The 19,334-nt window shown below is 56.4% G+C and carries 17 protein-coding genes; all 17 read left to right on the top strand.

Going from position 1 to position 19,334, the window contains the following annotated elements; all coding sequences use genetic code 11:
• Positions 1-376: 376 nt before the first annotated feature.
• The 17 genes from KQI65_09625 (at position 377) to bamD (ending at position 19,330) form a co-directional block, all read left to right on the top strand.
• Positions 377-2,635, top strand: coding sequence for a caspase family protein (locus KQI65_09625; GenBank protein MCB2204996.1), 2,259 nt, complete (start codon positions 377-379; stop codon positions 2,633-2,635).
• A complete protein-coding gene (locus KQI65_09620) occupies positions 2,632-3,663 on the top strand; it encodes a hypothetical protein (GenBank protein MCB2204995.1) in 1,032 nt (343 codons plus the stop codon). The genes KQI65_09625 and KQI65_09620 overlap by 4 nt, the downstream gene beginning before the upstream one ends.
• Positions 3,660-6,071: a CHAT domain-containing protein gene (locus KQI65_09615; protein ID MCB2204994.1), complete on the top strand. Its 2,412-nt coding sequence runs from the start codon at positions 3,660-3,662 to the stop codon at positions 6,069-6,071. Before KQI65_09620 ends, KQI65_09615 begins: the two co-directional genes overlap by 4 nt.
• Before the next feature lie 112 nt (positions 6,072-6,183).
• Positions 6,184-6,849, top strand: a complete 666-nt coding sequence (locus KQI65_09610; protein MCB2204993.1) for a hypothetical protein — start codon at positions 6,184-6,186, stop codon at positions 6,847-6,849.
• Complete coding sequence (locus KQI65_09605) at positions 6,831-8,132, top strand: bifunctional folylpolyglutamate synthase/dihydrofolate synthase (protein ID MCB2204992.1); 1,302 nt, start codon at positions 6,831-6,833, stop codon at positions 8,130-8,132. The genes KQI65_09610 and KQI65_09605 overlap by 19 nt, the downstream gene beginning before the upstream one ends.
• Positions 8,133-8,455: 323 nt before the next feature.
• Positions 8,456-9,703, top strand: a complete 1,248-nt coding sequence (gene rho / locus KQI65_09600) for a transcription termination factor Rho (protein MCB2204991.1) — start codon at positions 8,456-8,458, stop codon at positions 9,701-9,703.
• Positions 9,704-9,862: 159 nt separating this feature from the next.
• Positions 9,863-11,038: an acetyl-CoA C-acetyltransferase gene (locus tag KQI65_09595; GenBank protein ID MCB2204990.1), complete on the top strand. Its 1,176-nt coding sequence runs from the start codon at positions 9,863-9,865 to the stop codon at positions 11,036-11,038.
• Between the two features lie 34 nt (positions 11,039-11,072).
• Positions 11,073-11,927 carry a 3-hydroxybutyryl-CoA dehydrogenase gene (locus tag KQI65_09590; GenBank protein MCB2204989.1) on the top strand — a complete coding sequence of 285 codons (855 nt, stop codon included), beginning with the start codon at positions 11,073-11,075 and terminating at the stop codon, positions 11,925-11,927.
• Positions 11,928-11,980: 53 nt separating this feature from the next.
• Entirely contained in the window at positions 11,981-13,123 is a 1,143-nt protein-coding gene (locus KQI65_09585) for an acyl-CoA dehydrogenase family protein (protein ID MCB2204988.1), read from the top strand.
• 57 nt (positions 13,124-13,180) lie between these two features.
• On the top strand, positions 13,181-13,702 hold the full coding sequence (locus KQI65_09580; GenBank protein ID MCB2204987.1) for a porin family protein: 522 nt from the start codon (positions 13,181-13,183) through the stop codon (positions 13,700-13,702).
• Positions 13,703-13,937: 235 nt separating this feature from the next.
• Complete coding sequence (locus tag KQI65_09575; GenBank protein ID MCB2204986.1) at positions 13,938-14,516, top strand: porin family protein; 579 nt, start codon at positions 13,938-13,940, stop codon at positions 14,514-14,516.
• A 297-nt stretch (positions 14,517-14,813) separates the two neighbouring features.
• Positions 14,814-15,404, top strand: a complete 591-nt coding sequence (locus KQI65_09570; protein ID MCB2204985.1) for a LemA family protein — start codon at positions 14,814-14,816, stop codon at positions 15,402-15,404.
• Positions 15,404-16,153: a TPM domain-containing protein gene (locus tag KQI65_09565; protein MCB2204984.1), complete on the top strand. Its 750-nt coding sequence runs from the start codon at positions 15,404-15,406 to the stop codon at positions 16,151-16,153. Before KQI65_09570 ends, KQI65_09565 begins: the two co-directional genes overlap by 1 nt.
• 21 nt (positions 16,154-16,174) lie before the next feature.
• Complete coding sequence (locus KQI65_09560; protein ID MCB2204983.1) at positions 16,175-17,149, top strand: VCBS repeat-containing protein; 975 nt, start codon at positions 16,175-16,177, stop codon at positions 17,147-17,149.
• Between the two features lie 2 nt (positions 17,150-17,151).
• Positions 17,152-18,000 (top strand): acyltransferase, encoded by an 849-nt coding sequence (locus KQI65_09555; protein MCB2204982.1) that lies wholly within the window; start codon positions 17,152-17,154, stop codon positions 17,998-18,000.
• Positions 18,000-18,554: a hypothetical protein gene (locus KQI65_09550; protein MCB2204981.1), complete on the top strand. Its 555-nt coding sequence runs from the start codon at positions 18,000-18,002 to the stop codon at positions 18,552-18,554. The genes KQI65_09555 and KQI65_09550 overlap by 1 nt, the downstream gene beginning before the upstream one ends.
• Positions 18,551-19,330 carry an outer membrane protein assembly factor BamD gene (gene bamD / locus KQI65_09545; GenBank protein MCB2204980.1) on the top strand — a complete coding sequence of 260 codons (780 nt, stop codon included), beginning with the start codon at positions 18,551-18,553 and terminating at the stop codon, positions 19,328-19,330. The genes KQI65_09550 and bamD overlap by 4 nt, the downstream gene beginning before the upstream one ends.
• Positions 19,331-19,334: the final 4 nt, after the last annotated feature.

The following is a 19,334-nucleotide window of genomic DNA, read 5'->3' as shown; positions in this document are numbered from 1 at the left end:
CACCCAGTCGTGCGGCTGCGCATCAACATCCACTAAAAGAAGCTCAGTAACCCTAACGCGACGAGCATGAGAAAAATATATAGCGGGGGGAACATGCGAGATTGGGCCTGCTGACTCATAGTCTCCTTCCTTGTTGCATGCTGCATCATCCACATCAGGCAGGCGTGGCAATGCATGGGATACATGGAAAAACCGGACTGGCCGGGCTTCCAGATGAACGCATTCACTGTAATTTGAAAGACGACTTAATATGCATACTTGGGGCTTGCGAGTCAAGAGCCTGACCTGAAAAAGGACAGCGCCTGGCACCTGTTTTCTGTCAATACGCTCCCGGTTTTGTATATTTCCACAGTTTTTAAACGCAAATGGATAATTCATGACCGCAGTCCGTCACTGTTGCCTGTTGTTTTTTCTTCCGGTGCTTCTTCTCATAGCACCGCTTCCCCTCCTCGCGCAACAGGGGGTATCCCTGCATTTAACCGAGGGAAAATCAGGCGCCGTGTGGGACATCGCACTTTCGCCCGACGGAAATACGCTGTACAGCTGTGGGAGAGACAGTACTGCCAAGTCGTGGGACCTGACTACGGGCGAAGCCATTCGCATGTTCAAGCCGGAGGCTTCAACGCTGATGACAGCGCTTGCCCTTGATCACACGGGACGTTTCCTGGCGGTTGGAGATATGAAGGGGAGACTGATCGTCTGGAATGCGCAGAGCGGCGTGCAGTACTATGCGGCGCCGGCCCACAAGGAGTATGTGACAGACCTTGCGATTACGTCTGATGGCGCGTTCATCGTGACCGCGGGAAGGGATGATTTCATTCGCATATGGCGGCTCGATGACGGCGTACAGCTGCGTGAAATCAGGGCCGGTATGCTCTGGGTGCATGCCGTTGCCGTTTCGCCGGACGGCAGCTTGCTCGCTGCCGCGGGACAGGATGGTACGGTAGCGCTATGGAATTTGAAGGACGGGACTTCCGAAGGAGTGATCGGGCGCCACAGCCGTTTCGCGCGCTCACTGCTCTTCAGCGGCGATGGCAGATTCCTGTTCTCCGGAGGTGCCGATGGGCAGATCAAGGCGTTCGATATGGATACCAGGGCGCTGTTCCGCGAGTTCGAACTCGACAATGGCTATGCGCATTCGCTCGCACTCAACCGAAATGAACAAAACCTGTTGATTGGACGCATGAATGGCCGCATGGAAATATGGGACTGGAAACGGCGTCTTTTGCGAATGAAACTTCCGGCCGAATCATACGGTACAATGCGGGCAGTGTTTGATTCGGATTCCAAACGCATCTGCAGCGCGCATACCGATGGCGCAGTAAAACTCTGGCGCGGTGAAGATGCAACCCTGCTGCTCGATATGGTCGGATTCAGCGACGGACAGTGGCTGTCGTTTACTCCCGACGGATACTATGACTGTTCGGCCTACGGCGATCGTTACGTGCAGTGGAAAAAAGGACAACAGCTTTTCCCACTGGAGCGATATGCGAACCTCTACAAACGTCCCTCGATTATCGAGGATGTGCTGCGCGGTGGCTATACTCCCGAGGGCCGGATGGAACGCATCGATGATCCTCCGACCGTTCGTTTGCTCTCGCCGCGGCAGAATCAGCTTTTCGTTTTCGGCAGTGAGGAAGTGGAAATTATCGTCGAGGCCGAGGCACATGACAGCCGACACATTCAGAGTTTGCAGTTGCTGAGGAACGGAAGACAGCTCCGTGCAGAGCAGCTCCTTTCCGCCGAAGTGCTCGCACGCAATGACACGCTTCTGCGCATGCGCTGGCGCATTGCTGTCCTGCCGGGCCGCAACAGTATTGAAGCTGTCGCAGTGAACGCGGCGCGTGTGCGCAGCGATCGGCAACGCGCGGAAATTACGGTGGAAACCAACAGGCTGGAAAATCCCAGTCTGTATGTGCTCACGGTAGGCGCAGACAAGTATGCGCCTGCCTATCCCGATCTGTCCTTCGCCAGCGTGGACGCGGAATCGCTGGCGGATGAGCTGATGCGGCAGGAAGGAGGCATGTATTCACGCGTGTATGCGAAGACACTGATCAATCGTGATGCGAGCAGGGTGAACATTTTCAAGGCCCTGCAGGAATTCAAGGATGCCGGCGCACAGGATGTGCTGTTGTTGTATTTCAGCGGCCATGGTGTACGCGAACGAGGCACGGACGGCAGCACGCAATATTATTATCTGCCTGCGGGTGTCACACGAACGACAGTACGTGAGAAAGGAATGGCATGGAGTGATTTTTCGAAGCAGATCGCTGAACTTGACGCGGGGCGTGTCATTCTGCTTCTGGATGCCTGCCATTCCGGAGATCTGTCCGGCGGCGCTTCGAATGAAAAGGTTGCCGCATCGCTCGCCGGCGATGTCGGCATCGTCTTTACCTCCAGCTCGGGCAATGAATTTTCATACGAAGACCGAAGCTGGGGACACGGTGCCTTCACACGCGCATTGCTCGATGGACTGCGCGGGAAGGCGGATTTTACCGGCGACAAGGTGGTGGACTGGAGTGAGCTGCAGTTGTATGTCAGCACGGCTGTGCGGTCGATGACGAAAGGAAGTCAGAATCCCATGGTCCCGCGTCTGGAACAATTTGCCAATTTTGACCTGGTGAGAGTGCCATGAAAAAAAGCACATACCTTATTATCGCGCTCTTTCTCACTTCACTGTTTGCTCAGGTACGCCTCGTCGCGGATGAACCGGGGAAGGAGGTCGCCCTGGTGACCTCTGTTTCAGGAGCGGTAACGCTCCGCACCGGTGAGGCAGAAGCTGCATTGAAAATCGGAACACGCCTGAGAACAGGGGACGTAGTCAACGTCAAGGAAGGTTCCGCAGCGCTGGTGTTTCTCACCGGTGAATATCTGGCGCTTTCTGCCGGTGAATCCCTTACCGTTGGTGAAGATCGTGCAAGCTGCACGATTTCGAGTGGAGCTGCGACGCGAGGACTCGGTCCGGACGACGGCATGACTGTTGCCGCCGATGGAGTCGATGCCGGCCAGGATGATGATTTCTGGCAGTCTCAGCTCGCCTCTGTCTCCGGCATTCGCGCTGATGCGGAGGTTATCGCCGTGTCACCACGCCTGACCGTCTCAGATCCCAATCCGCTTTTTTGCTGGTTTGATACGGACACGACCGCCGGGCCGGTGGAACGCAGCTACACGCTCATCCTTCGTGATGCACACTACGAGACCATTGCAGAGCGCACCGTGCGTGGAAAAACCGGTATGCTCGCGACCTTCCGTTTCGAGCAAATGCCGAAAGGGTTTGAAGCAGCAGCCCGGAAACACTATTCCTGGACCATTCTCCCGGAAGGTGGGCAGCCGAAAAAGGGAATTCTTGATGCTGTGTTCGTGTATGTGGATGATGGCGGTCTGGCGGACGCGCACGCGCATGCTGCCGGACTCCAGCGCATGCTTGAGCTTGGCAGTATCGATGAGACCTCATTTCACATGCTCCTGAGTCGTTACTATCTCGATGAACGGGAGAGGCTGTTCGCGGATGCGATACCACATTTGCGCATCCTGGCATCCACGGATGCGGGGAGTGCGTATGCACGGCAGGAACTCGCGCATATGTTCCTCCGCTTCGGCAACCAGGTGTCTACACTCGCGCCCCGTATTCTCACGCCCACTGTCCGTCTCGGCAGCGAATGAAACTCCTGCCGTCCGTCCTGCTGCTCTCCCTCCTCCTGAGCCTCTTCGGCTGTGGCGGAACGGGCACTGTGCAGGAGGATGGACGCATCCGCGAAGGCAGGGCGATGTATGACCGTTCCGAATTCGATCGCGCGCAGAAACATTTTCAATCTATTCTCGCTGCAGCCAAACGGGACGATGACCTGCTCCTGCAGTCCCAGTGCGAAAAATGGCTGGGCAACATCCTCCTGGCCTATGAGAAGCCCGATGAAGCGCTGAACTGGTATCAGCACAGCCTCCAGCTGCTGGAACGCGGAATCGCGCAGGCCGACAGCAGCGGCGCGGAACCACCGCGGATATGGCTCGATGAACGACAGAACGTACGGAGCAACATCGCCGTCGTGTACAAAAACGGTGGACGCTATGAAGATGCCATCGAAGGCTTCAACGCGGTGCTCGCGTACGACAGGGAAAGCCGGGATGATTTCCGCATCGCCGTGTCGCTCTACAACCTTGCCGACGTATATAACCACTATGCCGTTGACAGTCGCCTGAAGGGTGATCGCGTTCGCTTCACTGAACTGTTGCAACAGGCGCGGCAGCTGCTGCATGCATCACTCGCGCAGCATCCCACTGCGGACGCCTGGCTCAACCTCGGCAACAACTACGCGTTCGCAAACCAGCTCGACAGCGCCGTAACATCGTACCGGGCGGCAGAGGAATTATACAGGGATGCGGGATATCGTGTGCACCGCGCTCTGGCACTCGGAAATATCGGATTGCTGTCGCTGCGGCTCGGACAGAGGGATGCCGCGGCTGAGGCGCTGCGTACGAGTATCGCCATCATCGAGCAGCTGCGTGGCAGCATATCGTCGATTGACATTCGCAGCAGTTTCATTTCCGACAAGTACTTCATTTACGAGAACCTCATTGCGCTGCTGGTCGATATGCATGAAGTCGATGAAGCCTTCATGTACGTTGAACGCGCGAAGGCACGTTCTTTTCTCGACATGATCGGCAACAAGGCGGTGGGTGAGGGGAAAGAGCGTCCTCCGGATGTCCAGGCACTCGTTGACCGTGAGCAGGCGCTGCAGCATCGCATCGCGGCATTGCTCAGCGCGCCCGACAGCACCGAACAGCTCGGTGCGGCCATTGAGAGCCACCAGGAAGTCATCTCCGCGCTGCGCGAGAAAGATCCGGAATATGCATCCGTCAAAAGCATTGATCCGCTGAGTATCGATTCCCTGCAGAGCATGCTCGATGACAGTACGGCGCTGGTTGAATATTTTCTCGGGGAAAAACGAAGCTTCGTCTTTGTCATCCGTCGTGACACGGTGGCGGTGGAAGAGGTGAATGTAAGCAGCGGACAGGCGCTGGAGCGGGATATCGAGAAACTGCGGCGCGCACTGTATTATGACTATCCCATGCAGAAAACCGCCGTGATCCGCGAGCAGCGGCTGGGTGAAGGAGCAACGCCGCAGGAGGCGATGCAGCGCTGGTACGCAACGTCAACGGACAACAGCTGGCAGTTTCAGCTCACGGGGATGTACTCGCGCCTCTTTGCGCCCATGGAGAAGTATCTCGAAGACGCGACACAGCTGTATATCATTCCCCATGGCCCGTTGCATCATCTGCCATTCCAGGCGCTGGTGCCGGTCCGCGGTATCGATATGCGTGACAGCATCCATGTGGCACGGCCTCATTACCTGATCGAAGATTACGCCATCGCATATCTGCCCTCGGCCAGCGTTCTCGGTTTTGCGCTGGAAAAGGAAATGGACACCGCGCATTCGGCGCTCATCGTCGGCGACCCGCTGTATGCCGATCCGAAATACCGTCGGCGTCCCTTGCCCGGTGCACTTATCGAAGCAGATACCGTGGCGCATTACGCACCGCATCCACTTCTGCTCAAAAGGGAAGAGGCGGAAGAGTCCGTCGTAAAAAAGGAAATCGGCCAGAAGGATATTCTTCATTTCGCTACGCATGGCGAGCTGAACAAGAAGAATCCGATGCAGTCACGCATTCTCCTTGCAGCGGCGCATCCTGACAGTGTGAACAACGGGGACCTGACCGTTGCAAAAATTTTCAACCTGGACCTGCACTCGCTGCTTGTTACGCTCAGTGCCTGTCAGACCGCGCAGCTCGCCGGCGAGGAGGGAGGCTTTTCACCGGGGGATGACCTGGTCGGACTCACACGATCATTCATGTATGCCGGGACGCCAGCCGTTATCGCATCCCTCTGGTACGTCGACGACGAAGCCACGCTCTCCTGGATGCGTCTGTTCTACCGCAGCTGGCTGCAGCGGCATCATGGCAGAATGCAGTCCGCCCGCCGCGCCGCCCTCAGCATGCTCAACAACCCGGCCGACCCGGACTGGGTTTTCCCTTACTACTGGGCAGCTTTCATCTACATCGGCGACAACAGGTGACACGGTATCGGGAACTGCTATCGCCGTGCGGTGAGGTTCGGGAACCGGTAGCTTGCTTCTGACGTAGAAGCGGCTCAGATTTGCCTGTACGTATCAACTCCGGAGGTCAACAATGAAACAGCATAGACTGATACTTATAGCATTCGCGTTGCTCGTGACCGCACACGCATCTGCACAGGAAAAAACGTCGACGCTGGGTGAACCCGTATTTCCGAAGCTCGAGTATGTCAATCTGAACACGGAGTTCGGTTTTCAGACCGATGTGATGAGGGGATTCGGTGCGCGTGTGGACGATGCGCGTCGCGATGCGGACGCATCTGCCGTCGCCGCCCTGGCGGTGCAGCTCGCATTCGCGGAGAAGCTTTCAGGAAAAAACGCATCCACGGTGAATTCGCTGCAGCTTCTCAGCGAGGCAGCACGTATTGCCGAGGAACAGCAATCCATGGAGGCCGTGCAGGCCGTGAAACTGGCTTCCAGCATGATTCCCTCCTCTGCCACACTGATCGCCAGGCTGGAAGACAGCGTACAGATGTTTGCCGATCAGCGGGGCGACGGTGATTTTCTCGGTTTCGTACGCGTTGAGAACGCATGTGACAGGGTGCTCGACATCTATGTCGATGGACAGTATGCGGGATTCCAGTACGACGGCGAATCGCAGGTGTACTCTACCGGTAACGGGACGACACATGTACGTGTGATGGATGCTTTCGGGAACACGGTGAGCGAGGTGCTGTTTGTCAAACCCGATGAGACCGTTTCGTGGACGATCAAGCCCTGAGCTATCACGATACCGTTGACTGGCTGTTCGGCCTGCAGTTCGTCGGGATCAAACTCGGACTGGAGAACATCCGCAGTCTTGCTGAGGCCTGGGGCAACCCCCAGCAGCAATACCCGGTCATCCATATCGCCGGGAGCAACGGGAAAGGCTCCACCGCCAGTTTTATCGCAGCGGCGCTGCAGGCCGCGGGATACAGGACGGGCCTTTACACCTCGCCGCATCTCGTCGACTTTTCCGAACGCATTCGGATTGACGGCACACCAATTTCAAGTGATGCTGTTGTTGAATACGCGCAGAGACTGCGCCCCGACATTGAACGCCTGAACGCGACCTTCTTTGAAGCCACCACGCTCATGGCTTTCGCGTACTTCGCCGACAGGGAAGTGGACGTAGCCGTGATCGAGACCGGACTGGGCGGCAGACTGGACGCGACGAACGTCGTCACGCCGGTACTCTCCGTGATTACCAGCCTCAGCATCGAACACCGTGAATTTCTCGGCGACACGCTCACATCAATCGCCACGGAAAAGGGAGGGATCATAAAACCGGGTGTCCCTGTCGTCACCACTGTGCGCAGTGAAGAGCCGCTTGCCGTGCTTCGAGGGATTTCCACCAACCGCCGCGCCCCACTGCATGTCGTGGATGTGCCTCGGGAGGTACCGGAAATCGTGGACCTGGACATGATGCGTTGTGAGCTTCCGGGATTGAACGGCACAAGTGAGATCGGCTTGATCGGAAAGCATCAGGTGGAGAACGCCGCGCTTGCCGTCGCCGTGCTCGGCTTGCTGGCAGCGACGTCCCTCCCCTTAATCGATGAAAAGAGCATGCGAACGGGACTGCGTGAGGTGAGGGTGCGCAGTGGATTGCGCGGCAGGCTCGAGCGTCTGCAGCAGGCACCGGAAATCGTGATCGATGTCGGGCACAATCCCGACGGCGTCATGGCCATGCTCGATGCCTGGCTCAGTATCCGCTCCGCCGAGGAAACGGATATTCTTCTCGGGGTATTGGAACAAAAGGATCTGCGAGGTATTTTACTTCCTCTCACACGCAAGGCTTTCCGCAGCATCACGCTCATCGAGGCACACTCGCACGAGGCGAAATCCCTCAATGACATGCGCCGGGAGGCAGAACGCGCGGGATTACACGTACAATCGACAGAAAGCAGCCTGGCATGGCTTCGGGAGAAAACGCATGCAGCACGCGGCAGTGCCCTTGTTTTCGGTTCCCATTACGTCGTGGGGGCTTTCCTCCGGGAATGGCCGAAAAAAATGCACCTGTCCTGAGTTCAGCCTTGATTCTTTTATGGATGAGAATGATATTTGCAATGGAGCCTCATCCTTCCAGACATCGGGACCTGCATCACATCCATCGGCACATCCCGGTTTCATCTCCCGGACTCCGCGTTGCTTTCAACAGCACCTGCAATCGAATCACCACAAGAATATATACTGCTGTACAGCGTGTGCCGGCACACGCATTCTCCAGGGTCGCCTGATCCCTCTGGATTCGATTTGTGCCGCGAATTTCTGACCACGGACGTGGTCTCACCGACATAGACGATTATCATGTTTTACCGTTTTATTTCCACAGGGTACACATCATGACGATGGACATTGCGGAACTCAAGTCCAAGCGTATTGCGGAGCTTTCCCAGATCGCGAAAGACCTGCAGATTTCCGGTTACAGCGACTTGCGCAAACAGGAGCTGATCTTCAAGATCCTGGAAGCGCAGACGCAAAAAGATGGTATGAGCTTCAGCAAGGGGGTGCTCGAAGTGCTGCCAGACGGATACGGCTTTCTGCGTTCCGCCGACTATAACTACCTCCCCTCTCCCGACGACATCTACGTTTCTCCGAGTCAGATCAAGAAATTTTCGCTGCGTACGGGAGATACCATCAGCGGACAGGTGCGTCCCCCGAAAGAAGGGGAGCGTTTCTTCGCACTGCTGAAGGTCGAGGCCGTCAACCATGATGGTCCTGAAAAGATTCGTGAGCGCACAATTTTCGACAACCTCACGCCGTTGTATCCGAACGAGCGGCTGGCGCTCGAAGTCGCGCCGAATGATCTATCGACCCGGATCATGGATCTGCTGACACCGATAGGGAAGGGGAATCGCGGTCTCATCGTTTCTCCCCCGAAAAGCGGTAAAACCATCCTGCTGCAGAAAATTGCCAACAGCATTTCCGCCAATCATCCGGAAGTGATCCTCATCGTTCTGCTCATCGACGAGCGTCCCGAAGAAGTCACCGATATGGAACGTTCGGTCAAGGCGGAGGTTATCAGTTCGACCTTTGACGAACCGCCCGAGCGCCACGTGCAGGTGTCGGATATGGTGCTGGAAAAAGCAAAACGCCTGGTGGAATCGAAGAAGGATGTGGTCATCCTGCTCGATTCGATCACGCGCCTCGCCCGCGCCCACAATACCGTCGTGCCGCATTCCGGAAAAATCCTCTCCGGTGGTGTCGACGCCAATGCGCTGCATCGTCCGAAGCGCTTTTTCGGCGCTGCACGCAACGTGGAAGAGGGCGGCAGTCTGACCATCATCGCCACCGCGCTGATCGAGACCGGCAGCCGCATGGATGAGGTCATCTTTGAAGAATTCAAGGGCACGGGTAACATGGAAATCGTGCTCGACCGCAAACTCTCCGACCGCCGCGTCTTCCCGGCAATGGACGTCAACCGCTCCGGAACCCGCAAGGAAGACCTGCTGCTCACACCGGAGGAACTCAGCCGCGTGTGGATACTTCGCAAGGTTCTCAGCGAATACACCACCGTGGAGGCCATGGAATTCCTCATCGAGAAAATGCGCGGCACCAAGAGCAACAAGGAATTCCTCAAGTACATGAACAGTTGAGCGAGGCGGGAGTCTCTCCCGCCTTCCTCCCATTCCGCGTCATACGCCGAACAGCAGCTCTGTAGCAAAATTGAACCGCTGTGAAGCGCAGTGCCCTTTTCGCGCATCGGATATCAGGAACGTATAATCGCATTTCTTTCACCAGTGCATGGAAATACTATGAACACCGTGGTTATCGTAAGCGGCGCTCGAACGCCCATCGGCGCCTTCAACGGCGCACTCAAATCATTTACGGCCCCGCAGCTCGGAGCCATCGCCATCAAGGAAGCGCTCAGTCGCGCCAATGTGAAGCCTGAAGACGTTTCCGAAGTGATTATGGGCAATGTGCTCACCGCAGGAGTGGGACAGGCACCCGCGCGCCAGGCGGCCCTGTTTGCCGGACTGCCGCAGTCGGTTCCCTGCATGACGATCAATAAAGTCTGCGGTTCGGGATTGAAATCTGTCATGCTCGGCGCCCAGGCCATCATGACCGGAGATGCCGATATCGTGGTCGCCGGGGGACAGGAAAGTATGTCCAACGCCCCGTACTACCTCGACAAGGCCCGCACGGGATATGGCTTTGGTCATTCCACGCTGGTGGACGGCATGATCAAGGACGGACTCTGGGATGTCTACAATGATTATCACATGGGCATTGCCGCGGAACTCTGTGCAGACGAATGCAACATTCCTCGCGAGCGTCAGGATGAGTTCGCCATCGAAAGCTACAAGCGCGCGCTCAAGGCCCTGGAAGACGGCAGCTTCAACGATGAGATGGTGAACGTGGAAGTGCCGCAGCGCAAGGGCGACCCCATTATCGTTTCCGAGGATGAGGATATTCGCAAGATCAAGTTTGAGAAAGTCCCCTCGCTGCGTCCCGCATTCAAGAAAGACGGTACCGTGACTGCGGCCAATGCCTCGTCGCTCAATGACGGTGCGGCTGCTGTCGTGCTGATGTCGGAAGCGAAGGCGAAGGAACTCGGACTCGAACCCCTCGCGCGCATCGTTTCGCAGGCCTCTGCCGCCAAGGCGCCGGAATGGTTCACGACGGCTCCCGCCGATGCGGTGAACAAGGCATTGCAGAAAGCCGACATGACGGTGGAAGACATCGACCTGTTTGAAATCAACGAAGCTTTCTCCGTCGTTTCCCTCGTCAACAATGATCTCCTTAAACTGGACCCGGCAAAGGTCAACGTGCACGGCGGCGCGGTGGCGATGGGACATCCCATCGGCGCGTCGGGGACACGTGTGCTCGTTACCCTGCTGTACGCGATGAAGCGTTTCGACAAGAAGCGCGGACTCGCATCGCTGTGCATCGGTGGCGGTGAAGCCAGTGCGCTCGTCGTCGAACGCTGAGAATCCACTTTTTTCATCTGATACAGGATCAACCATGCAAAACGTAACCGTCGTTGGCGGCGGCACCATGGGAAACGGCATCGCGCACGTGTTCGCGATGGGTGGATACGCGGTGCAGCTCGTCGACATCAAGCAGGAATTCGTTGATCGCGCACTCGCGACCATCGGAAAAAACCTCGATCGCCAGGTCAAGAAGGAAGTGATCACCGAGGAACAGAAGAACGAGATTCTCGGACGGATCAATGGCGGAACGGATCTTGAAGCCGCACTCGGCGCCGCGGACCTCGTCGTCGAAGCCGCATCGGAGAACGAGGATATCAAGAAAGACCTCTTCCGCACCTTTGATGCAACGACAAAGGAAGACTGCATTCTTGCAAGCAACACATCCTCCATTTCCATCACCAAAATCGGTGCCGTGACGAAGCGTCCCGACAAGGTGATCGGCATGCATTTCTTCAACCCGGTTCCCGTGATGAAACTTGTCGAGATCATTCGCGGTCACGAAACCTCCGATGCCGTGTACAAGACCATCCACGAGCTGTCGGAGAAGCTTGGCAAGACGCCGGTGGAGGTGCAGGACTATCCGGGCTTTGTGTCCAACCGCGTCCTCATGCCCATGATCAACGAGGCCGTGTATGCCCTCATGGAAGGTGTAGCCACAGTCGAGGCGATCGATACCGTGATGAAGCTGGGAATGGCGCATCCCATGGGACCGCTTACCCTGGCAGATTTCATCGGACTCGACGTCTGTCTCGATATCATGAATGTGCTGCATGAAGGACTCGGTGATCCCAAGTATCGTCCCTGTCCGCTGCTGAAGAAAATGGTTGCCGCCGGTCATCTCGGCCGCAAGAGCGGAAAAGGCTTCTACGACTACTCACAGTCCTGACGCCGCTCGCTGTCCTGACGAATTCCTCAAACTCCAGAGCAAGGAAACTGATTATGCAATTCGATCTGACTGAAGATCAAAAAATGATTCAGCAAACCGCACGCGAATTTGCGCGCGAAGAAATCGCTCCCACCGCGGTGGAGCGCGATAAAAACGCTGAATTTCCCCACGATATCGTCAAGAAACTTGCCGAGCTTGGCTTCCTCGGCATGATGGTGGATCCGGATTATGACGGTGCGGGGATGGACACGATGAGCTACGTGCTCGCCATGGAGGAAATCTCCGCGGTCGATGCCTCCGTCGGCGTGATCATGTCCGTCAACAATTCCCTGGTCACCTACGGTCTGCAGAAATACGGTTCGGACCACATCAAGGATAAATATCTCAAACCGCTGGCGCGTGGTGAACGTCTTGGCGCCTTCGCACTCAGCGAGCCGGAGGCCGGCAGTGATGCGACATCACAGAAAACCGAGGCTACGAAAGTGGACGGCGGCTGGGAGCTTACCGGTACGAAAAACTGGATCACCAACGGTACCACCGCTGACGATTTTATCATCATCGCGCAGTCCGACCGCGAACAGGGCTACCGCGGCATCACGGCGTTCCTCGTTGAGAAGGGCACGGAAGGTTTTGAGCACGGCGTCAAGGAAGACAAACTCGGTATCCGCAGTTCGGATACCTGCACGCTGCTGCTCAACAAGGTGTTCGTTCCCGACGAGAACGTGATCTGGGAAGTCGGCAAGGGCTTCAACTTTGCGATGGACACGCTGAACGGTGGACGCATCGGTATTGCCGCGCAGGCTCTGGGTATCGCCGGCGGGAGCCTCGAGGCCGCCGTCAAGTACAGCAAGGAGCGCAAGGCGTTCGGTACGGAGATCGCAAATCACCAGGCCATTCAGTTCAAACTCGCAAAGATGGCGGGAGATCTCGACGCTGCGCGCCTGCTCACCTACAGGGCCGCGTACCTGAAAGATCAGCATCAGAAATTTGCGAAAGAGTCAGCAATGGCTAAATTGTATGCATCCCGGGCAGCAGTATCGAATGCACTCGAAGCCATCCAGATTCATGGTGGTTACGGTTATGTGCGTGAGTATCTCGTGGAGCGTTATCTTCGCGACGCGAAGATTACCGAGATTTATGAAGGAACTTCCGAGGTACAAAACATCGTTATTGCGCGGGAGCTGTTGAAAGACTGATAGGATTTTTCAGCATTATCTCTCATACAATTCGCTCACTCATCAGAGGAGATCATTATGAAGAATGTGTTTCGCACTGCGCTCATCGCAGTCATCGCGATGGTGTTTTTCGCACAAAGCAGCGATGCACAGTTCCGACATCGCGGTAACTGGCTTGGTCCTGTGCTCACTGTCGCTACCGATCCCATCGGTTTCGGCGTGCAGTACGAGCATGGCGTAAGTGAGAACGTCGGTATCGGTGGCATCATTCGCTACTGGGGTAAGAGTTATGGCGATTTTCGCGGAGATTTCTCGTGGTCGATCATCATGCCCCAGTTCCAGGCCGCGTATCATTTCATGCCAGGCGATCAGCTCGATCCGTACGCGGGCGGCCGACTCGGCTGGGCCATATATGACATTGAACCGGATAACCCTTTCCTCGACACTTCAAGTGGTCTGTTCCTGACGGTGCAGGGTGGTCTGCGTTATTTCTTCAACCCGAAGATTGCAGTCAACGGGAACCTTGAATTTAAAATCGCCGGAACAGATTATTTCAACAGTGGCATCGGTTTGACCGTAGGGGCAGATTTCACCCTCTGAGTTTTCCGTGGTTTTATCAAAGAAAAGCGTCCTGTGTTTCACGGGACGCTTTTCTCTTTAGCGGGAATTTACTAGATTCATCGAAACGAGAGTTACGGTTCCGGAAAAGTGTATCCTGCTCTCTACGCTGCCATTACCTGAGCTGTACCTGAATACTCTCTCACCCGGCTTCCGGATACTCCCGGTTCCCCCGGCCTCCAGTCACCATCATCATTCACTTATCAAGGACGATGGGATGAAACGTTGGTTTACCCTCTCTCTGCTCACTCTGCTTGCAGTCATTCTCATGAGCGCGACCGGCTACGCGCAGTATAAAGCCGGGAACAATTATATCGGTGTGAACGCAACGACACTTACGGAACCGGTGGGATGGGGTGTAGTGTACGAACACGGTTATGATGACAATATCGGCCTCGGCATCATCGCCCGCTATTTCGCGGAAGAGGACAAGGATCTTGCAGAGCAGTCCTGGAGCGCGACGCTCGGACGCGAAACCTTCATGGTGCAGCTGCAGGCCCTCTATCACGGGCTCAGCGGTGCACAGTTTGATCCGTATGCCGGCGCCCGCCTCGGATATTCCTACTTCAACCAGACCTGGGAACTCGGTGAAAACAGCGTCATCAATCGCGAAGCTCCCCCCGACAGGGCGGAAAGCGGCATTACGATGAGCGTCGTCGGCGGCATGCGCTACTTCTTCTCACCGCAGCTCAGCATGGAAGCCACGCTGGAATATTTCCTCTACAACGACGAGGACTATTTCGCGAACCGCGCCAATACGGGCATGGTCATCGGTGTGAACTTCACACTGATGTGATATTGATCTTTGGTGCACAGAGACTCGAAGGCACCAAGACCCGCCTTCGCCCACCGTTTGAAATAACACGATTTCTGTGTAGCCGTGGCTACGGCGGGCAGGCACCAAGACATCAATCGAAATTTCGCCCGTCTTTCCCGATTCCGGGGAAGACGGGTTTCCTTTTGCTGAGGCGGACAGGGGATGAGGAAAGGGAAGTATCTTTTTATTCCCCCGCCCGTTTCGTACTTTTCTTGATGCCATAAAGGCGAAAAATCGAATGATGTGAATGAATACTGATACAGTAGTGGAGTTTACATGAAAAAGAATTTGCCGCTGATCATCGCCGCAGGTGTCGTTCTCATCGTGGTGTTCTGGTTCATCGGAGCGCAGAATGGTCTCGTGACGAAAGAGGAAGCCGTGACGGCGTCGTGGAGCCAGGTGGAAAACGTTTATCAGCGCCGTGCAGACCTCGTTCCCAATCTCGTGGAAACGGTCAAAGGCTTTGCCGCACAGGAGAAGGACGTGCTGACAGAAGTCACGGAGATGCGTTCTCGCGTGGGACAGCTGACGGTAAGTGAGGAAGTTCTCAATAACCCGGAGGCCATGCAGCGCTTCCAGCAGGCGCAGAGTGAGCTTGGCGGTGCACTTTCCAGACTGATGGCGGTGCAGGAGAATTATCCCGATCTGAAGTCCAATCAGAACTTCCTGGCCCTCCAGAGTCAGCTCGAGGGGACAGAGAATCGCATTGCCGTCGAGCGACGTCGTTTCATCCAGACGGTGCAGGACTACAACACCTCCATTCGCCGCTTCCCGACATCGCTGGTCGCCTCCATCGGAGGTTTTGAGAAGAAAGCCACGTTCTCTGCAAGCGAAGGCGCTGATCAGGCACCGGATGTGAAGTTCTGATGCAACGATTCCACGCACGTATCATATCGCTGGTCCTCCTCACACTGCTGAGCACTTCTGCCGCGAAAGCGCTGGAGGTGCCGGAGCTGCACAGCTATGTCAACGACATGGCGGGTGTGCTCTCCTCAGGTGAAAAACAGAACATAGAACAGCTGCTCGCGCAGTACGATCAGCAGCGGCATCAGCAGTTCGTGGTTCTCATTATTCCTTCGCTTGAAGGGGAGAACCTGGAGGATTACTCGATTCGTGTCGTGGAAAAAAACCGCATCGGATATGAGGGGAAGGACAATGGTCTGCTCTTCCTCGTCGTTATCAACGACCGGAAGATGCGTTTCGAAGTCGGGTACGGACTCGAGCCCACGCTGACCGATGCCGCAACATCGTTGATTATCAGTGATGTCGTCGCTCCGGCCTTCCGCAATGGGAATTTCGGGGGCGGTATCCGCGCCGGAATGGAAACGGCCATTCGTGTCGCCACCGGTGAGTTCACCGTCAGTGAATCCACTCCGCGCCGGAAGAAGAAAAAAGACGGCAATTTCATCGGCCTCATCATCTTCCTCATTATCATGTTCATCATCATCAAGGGAAACCGCGGGGGACGAGGTGGTGGAATCTGGTTTATCGGGGGACCCTTCGGTGGTGGCGGTGGCTTTGGCGGCGGCGGAGGTGGTTTCGGCGGCGGCGGATTTGGAGGATTTTCCGGCGGCGGCGGTGGCTTCGGTGGAGGAGGCTCCTCCGGAGGCTGGTAAGCGCCGGATCACATGCCCATGATGCCACAACGCATTCATCATATCAACATTTCCCAACCCACCCGGCGCGCATTTCCTCGCAAGAAATACGTGGCGCTGGCGTTGGTCGTGCTTCTGCTGGCTGCCTGTGGAAGCGATGAGAAAAAAAACGAAGCGCAGGGAAATTCTTTCGATTCAACCGGAAGCGCCCGGAGATTTGATATCGGCGGTGCGAGTCTCGTCGACAGTCTTGCCGCCGACCTGAACGGGGACGGCATCGCGGAGGCAATCCTCTTTTCGCTTTCCGATACGCTCGGTGGGGATCCGCTGCTGCAGGAGAATTTCGATCGGGTCGACATATTCGACAGCAGCGCGGGAAGCGCGAAACGCCTCTTCTTTGATGTGATAGAGGATGGCAGCAGGGCGGAATGCGGAGATGTTACTGGAGACGGGGTGCAGGATCTTATCGTCGAAGTGGACGCCGGCGGGAACAACCCACTGATCTCACGCGGCATGCACCTTTATGGCCTGAACGAAAAGGGTGAGGTGACACTGCTTTTCTATATCAACAGTGGTGCACCGGAGCTGCGGGATCTTGACGGTGACGGCAGCAGCGAAATCCTGGTGTCGGATCAGTTCTGGGGTATGATGGCGCATTCAGAAGCCATCGTGTATACCCGCGAAATTTTTGCTTTCGACGGCAGCAGCTATAGCTCCGCGAATGCCCGCTTCGTGCAGTATTTCGACCGGATGCTTCGTGAGCGCACGAAGCGTTACGAGGAGGAAAAGCACATCCCGCATCTCGGGGATGAATCCCGTCTGCGGCTCTATCGCCGGGCTGCGGACCTGCTCGCATGGAGCTATGCACGCGGCGGTGCTTCACGCATCGCACGGGTGTGGAGGAAGGAAGAGCAATTTCTCAAAGGCGAGCTGTACGAAGAGCAGTTCGAGGATCTGTCCGTCTACGTCGACGAAGTGCAGTCTCTTCAGGCCCAACCAATGACAGGAGTATCCTGACCATGCGCGCAGCAATGGCACAGATGTCGCCGCATCTCGGTGATGTGGACAGGAATATCGAGACGCATCTGCAGATGATCGCCGAGGCGCGAGAGGCGAAGGCTGATCTCGTCGTGTTCCCGGAGCTGAGTCTTACCGGGTATTCGGTACGGGATATGAACTATGAACTCTGCATGCGCGCGGACGATGCGCGGTTGAACGCCTTCCGCGAGGCCAGCGCCGACATGGTGATCGTCCTCGGCGGCATAGAGGAGGATGAACGTCACGGCGTCTACAACAGCGCTTTTCTCTTTGACGGCGGTGACGTCCATACCTACCGGAAATGTTACCCTCCCGACTACGGCATTTTCGAGGAAGGGCGATACTTTCTTCCCGGCCGTTCAGCAGCCTGCATTCCGACAAGCCTCGGCAAGCTCGGTGTGCTGGTGTGCGAGGATCTCTGGCATCCATCGCTCGCATTGCTGCAGGCGCTCGAGGGTGCAGAAACCCTCGTGGTCATTTCCGCCAGTCCGACACGCATGTCTCCCCCCGGCGCCCCCACGATGTATGACATGAACAGCGAGCATCATCGCGCGCTGTGCCGTCTGCTGACCGTGAACATGGTCTTCGTCAATCGCGTGGGCTATGACGACGGGGTGAACTTCTGGGGTGGTTCCGAAACCCTCGACGCGTCCGGTACAGTGCTCGCAGTCTGCGATTCCGGCGAAGAGGTGCTGCGCACATCCGACATCGATCCGTATGCTGTGCGATCCGCTCGGCGGGATTCACGGCACTTCCTCGATGAAGACCCGCATTTTCTGCAGAGAGAACTTGACCGTATCATCACTGACCGGAGCAGCGATACGCGTTGATGCGTTTTCTGCTCATATCGCTTTGTATCCTTGTGTTCCCCGCAGCCGCACAGCAGGTGACCGATACCGAGGCACTCGCGCTGATGCTGCGTGATGCCGCCCGGGAAAGCGCGATGCGCACCGGCGGAAGCAGCGTTCAGCTGCAGTTCGTGCCCGAGACGCTTCCTCCCGTTGTGCAGCAGGTCTTCGCCGAAGAACAGCTTGCCCGGGGGAAGCGGGTGCTCACCGCGCAGGCGGATGCGGATGCAATGCTGACCGTCGAAGTCAGGGATATGTATTCTTCCACTGCGCCGGGACCGAATTCTTCCTATTTTCGCCAGATGCATGCCACGCTCGGAATGCAGCTGCGTGACCTTCGCGCCTCGGAGATTACGTGGTCGAAAGAACTCGCGCTGTCACGGAGGGACACGCTCGATGGTGCCCCGTCATACGAAACCCGGGACTGGCTTGAACAAGACACATCGTGGTGGGACGCCCTGCTGGCGCCTGCCCTGATTACACTCACGGCGGGTGTGATCGTGCTACTGCTTTTTACCGTAAGAGGATCTTCATGATATCGATTCCGCGCATCCTTTTGCTCGCCCTGGCCGTCGTGGCCATCGCTGCCTGCTCATCAAGCGAGGTCAGCGATACACCCACTGCTGAAGAGCGTTTCGCCATGGGCATGAGCGAATACCAGGATGACAACTGGCTGGAAGCCATCAATGAATTCGAAGTAATCCGGCTACAGTATCCCGGAAGTGCCGTTGCCGACAGCGCGCGCTTCTTCACGGGGATGTGCCGCTTCAACAGGGAAGAGTACCTGCTGGCGAGTTACGAATTCAACCGCCTCGTCACCGGCTCACGCACAGCCGACCTGGCCGACGAAGCATATTACATGTACGCACAGTGCTATTACGAAATGTCGCCGAAAGTGCAGCTCGATCAGACCGCGACCGAACGGGCCATCGACGCACTGCAGTCGTTCGTTGAAGCATATCCCAAGAGTCCACGCGCCCCGAAAGTAGAAAAACAGGTGCTGGAACTGGTGAACAAGCTGGCGGAGAAGGAATACGACACCGCGATTCTCTACGAGAAAATGGAGAACAAGTCCGCCGCCCTGATTTATTTCACTACCGTGGTCGACCGGTATTACAACACCTACTTCGCAGACGCCGCTTATGCGGGAAGGATTCGCATGCTGATTGCGCTGAAGAAATATGACGACGCGCAGGCTTCCATCGAAGAATTCCTCGAACGGTACCCGGACAGTTCCTACCGCGACGATATCATCGGGTATCGTGAAGACTTGACGGATGCTCGCGCATCAAAAGTAAGCACGGCACAATAATCAC

The organism is bacterium (genome assembly GCA_020444325.1).
In the GTDB taxonomy this organism is placed as follows: domain Bacteria; phylum Bacteroidota; class Ignavibacteria; order SZUA-365; family SZUA-365; genus BM516.
This window is presented reverse-complemented; position numbering and strand designations above follow the sequence as displayed.

Excerpts from the sequence above, each read along its gene's own strand:
- KQI65_09625 (MCB2204996.1), top strand. The coding sequence starts at position 377 with ATGACCGCAGTCCGTCACTGTTGCCTGTTGTTTTTTCTTCCGGTGCTT.
- KQI65_09620 (MCB2204995.1), top strand. The coding sequence starts at position 2,632 with ATGAAAAAAAGCACATACCTTATTATCGCGCTCTTTCTCACTTCACTG.
- KQI65_09615 (MCB2204994.1), top strand. The coding sequence starts at position 3,660 with ATGAAACTCCTGCCGTCCGTCCTGCTGCTCTCCCTCCTCCTGAGCCTC.
- KQI65_09610 (MCB2204993.1), top strand. The coding sequence starts at position 6,184 with ATGAAACAGCATAGACTGATACTTATAGCATTCGCGTTGCTCGTGACC.
- rho (MCB2204991.1), top strand. The coding sequence starts at position 8,456 with ATGGACATTGCGGAACTCAAGTCCAAGCGTATTGCGGAGCTTTCCCAG.
- KQI65_09595 (MCB2204990.1), top strand. The coding sequence starts at position 9,863 with ATGAACACCGTGGTTATCGTAAGCGGCGCTCGAACGCCCATCGGCGCC.
- KQI65_09590 (MCB2204989.1), top strand. The coding sequence starts at position 11,073 with ATGCAAAACGTAACCGTCGTTGGCGGCGGCACCATGGGAAACGGCATC.
- KQI65_09585 (MCB2204988.1), top strand. The coding sequence starts at position 11,981 with ATGCAATTCGATCTGACTGAAGATCAAAAAATGATTCAGCAAACCGCA.
- KQI65_09580 (MCB2204987.1), top strand. The coding sequence starts at position 13,181 with ATGAAGAATGTGTTTCGCACTGCGCTCATCGCAGTCATCGCGATGGTG.
- KQI65_09575 (MCB2204986.1), top strand. The coding sequence starts at position 13,938 with ATGAAACGTTGGTTTACCCTCTCTCTGCTCACTCTGCTTGCAGTCATT.
- KQI65_09570 (MCB2204985.1), top strand. The coding sequence starts at position 14,814 with ATGAAAAAGAATTTGCCGCTGATCATCGCCGCAGGTGTCGTTCTCATC.
- KQI65_09565 (MCB2204984.1), top strand. The coding sequence starts at position 15,404 with ATGCAACGATTCCACGCACGTATCATATCGCTGGTCCTCCTCACACTG.
- KQI65_09560 (MCB2204983.1), top strand. The coding sequence starts at position 16,175 with ATGCCACAACGCATTCATCATATCAACATTTCCCAACCCACCCGGCGC.
- KQI65_09555 (MCB2204982.1), top strand. The coding sequence starts at position 17,152 with ATGCGCGCAGCAATGGCACAGATGTCGCCGCATCTCGGTGATGTGGAC.
- KQI65_09550 (MCB2204981.1), top strand. The coding sequence starts at position 18,000 with ATGCGTTTTCTGCTCATATCGCTTTGTATCCTTGTGTTCCCCGCAGCC.
- bamD (MCB2204980.1), top strand. The coding sequence starts at position 18,551 with ATGATATCGATTCCGCGCATCCTTTTGCTCGCCCTGGCCGTCGTGGCC.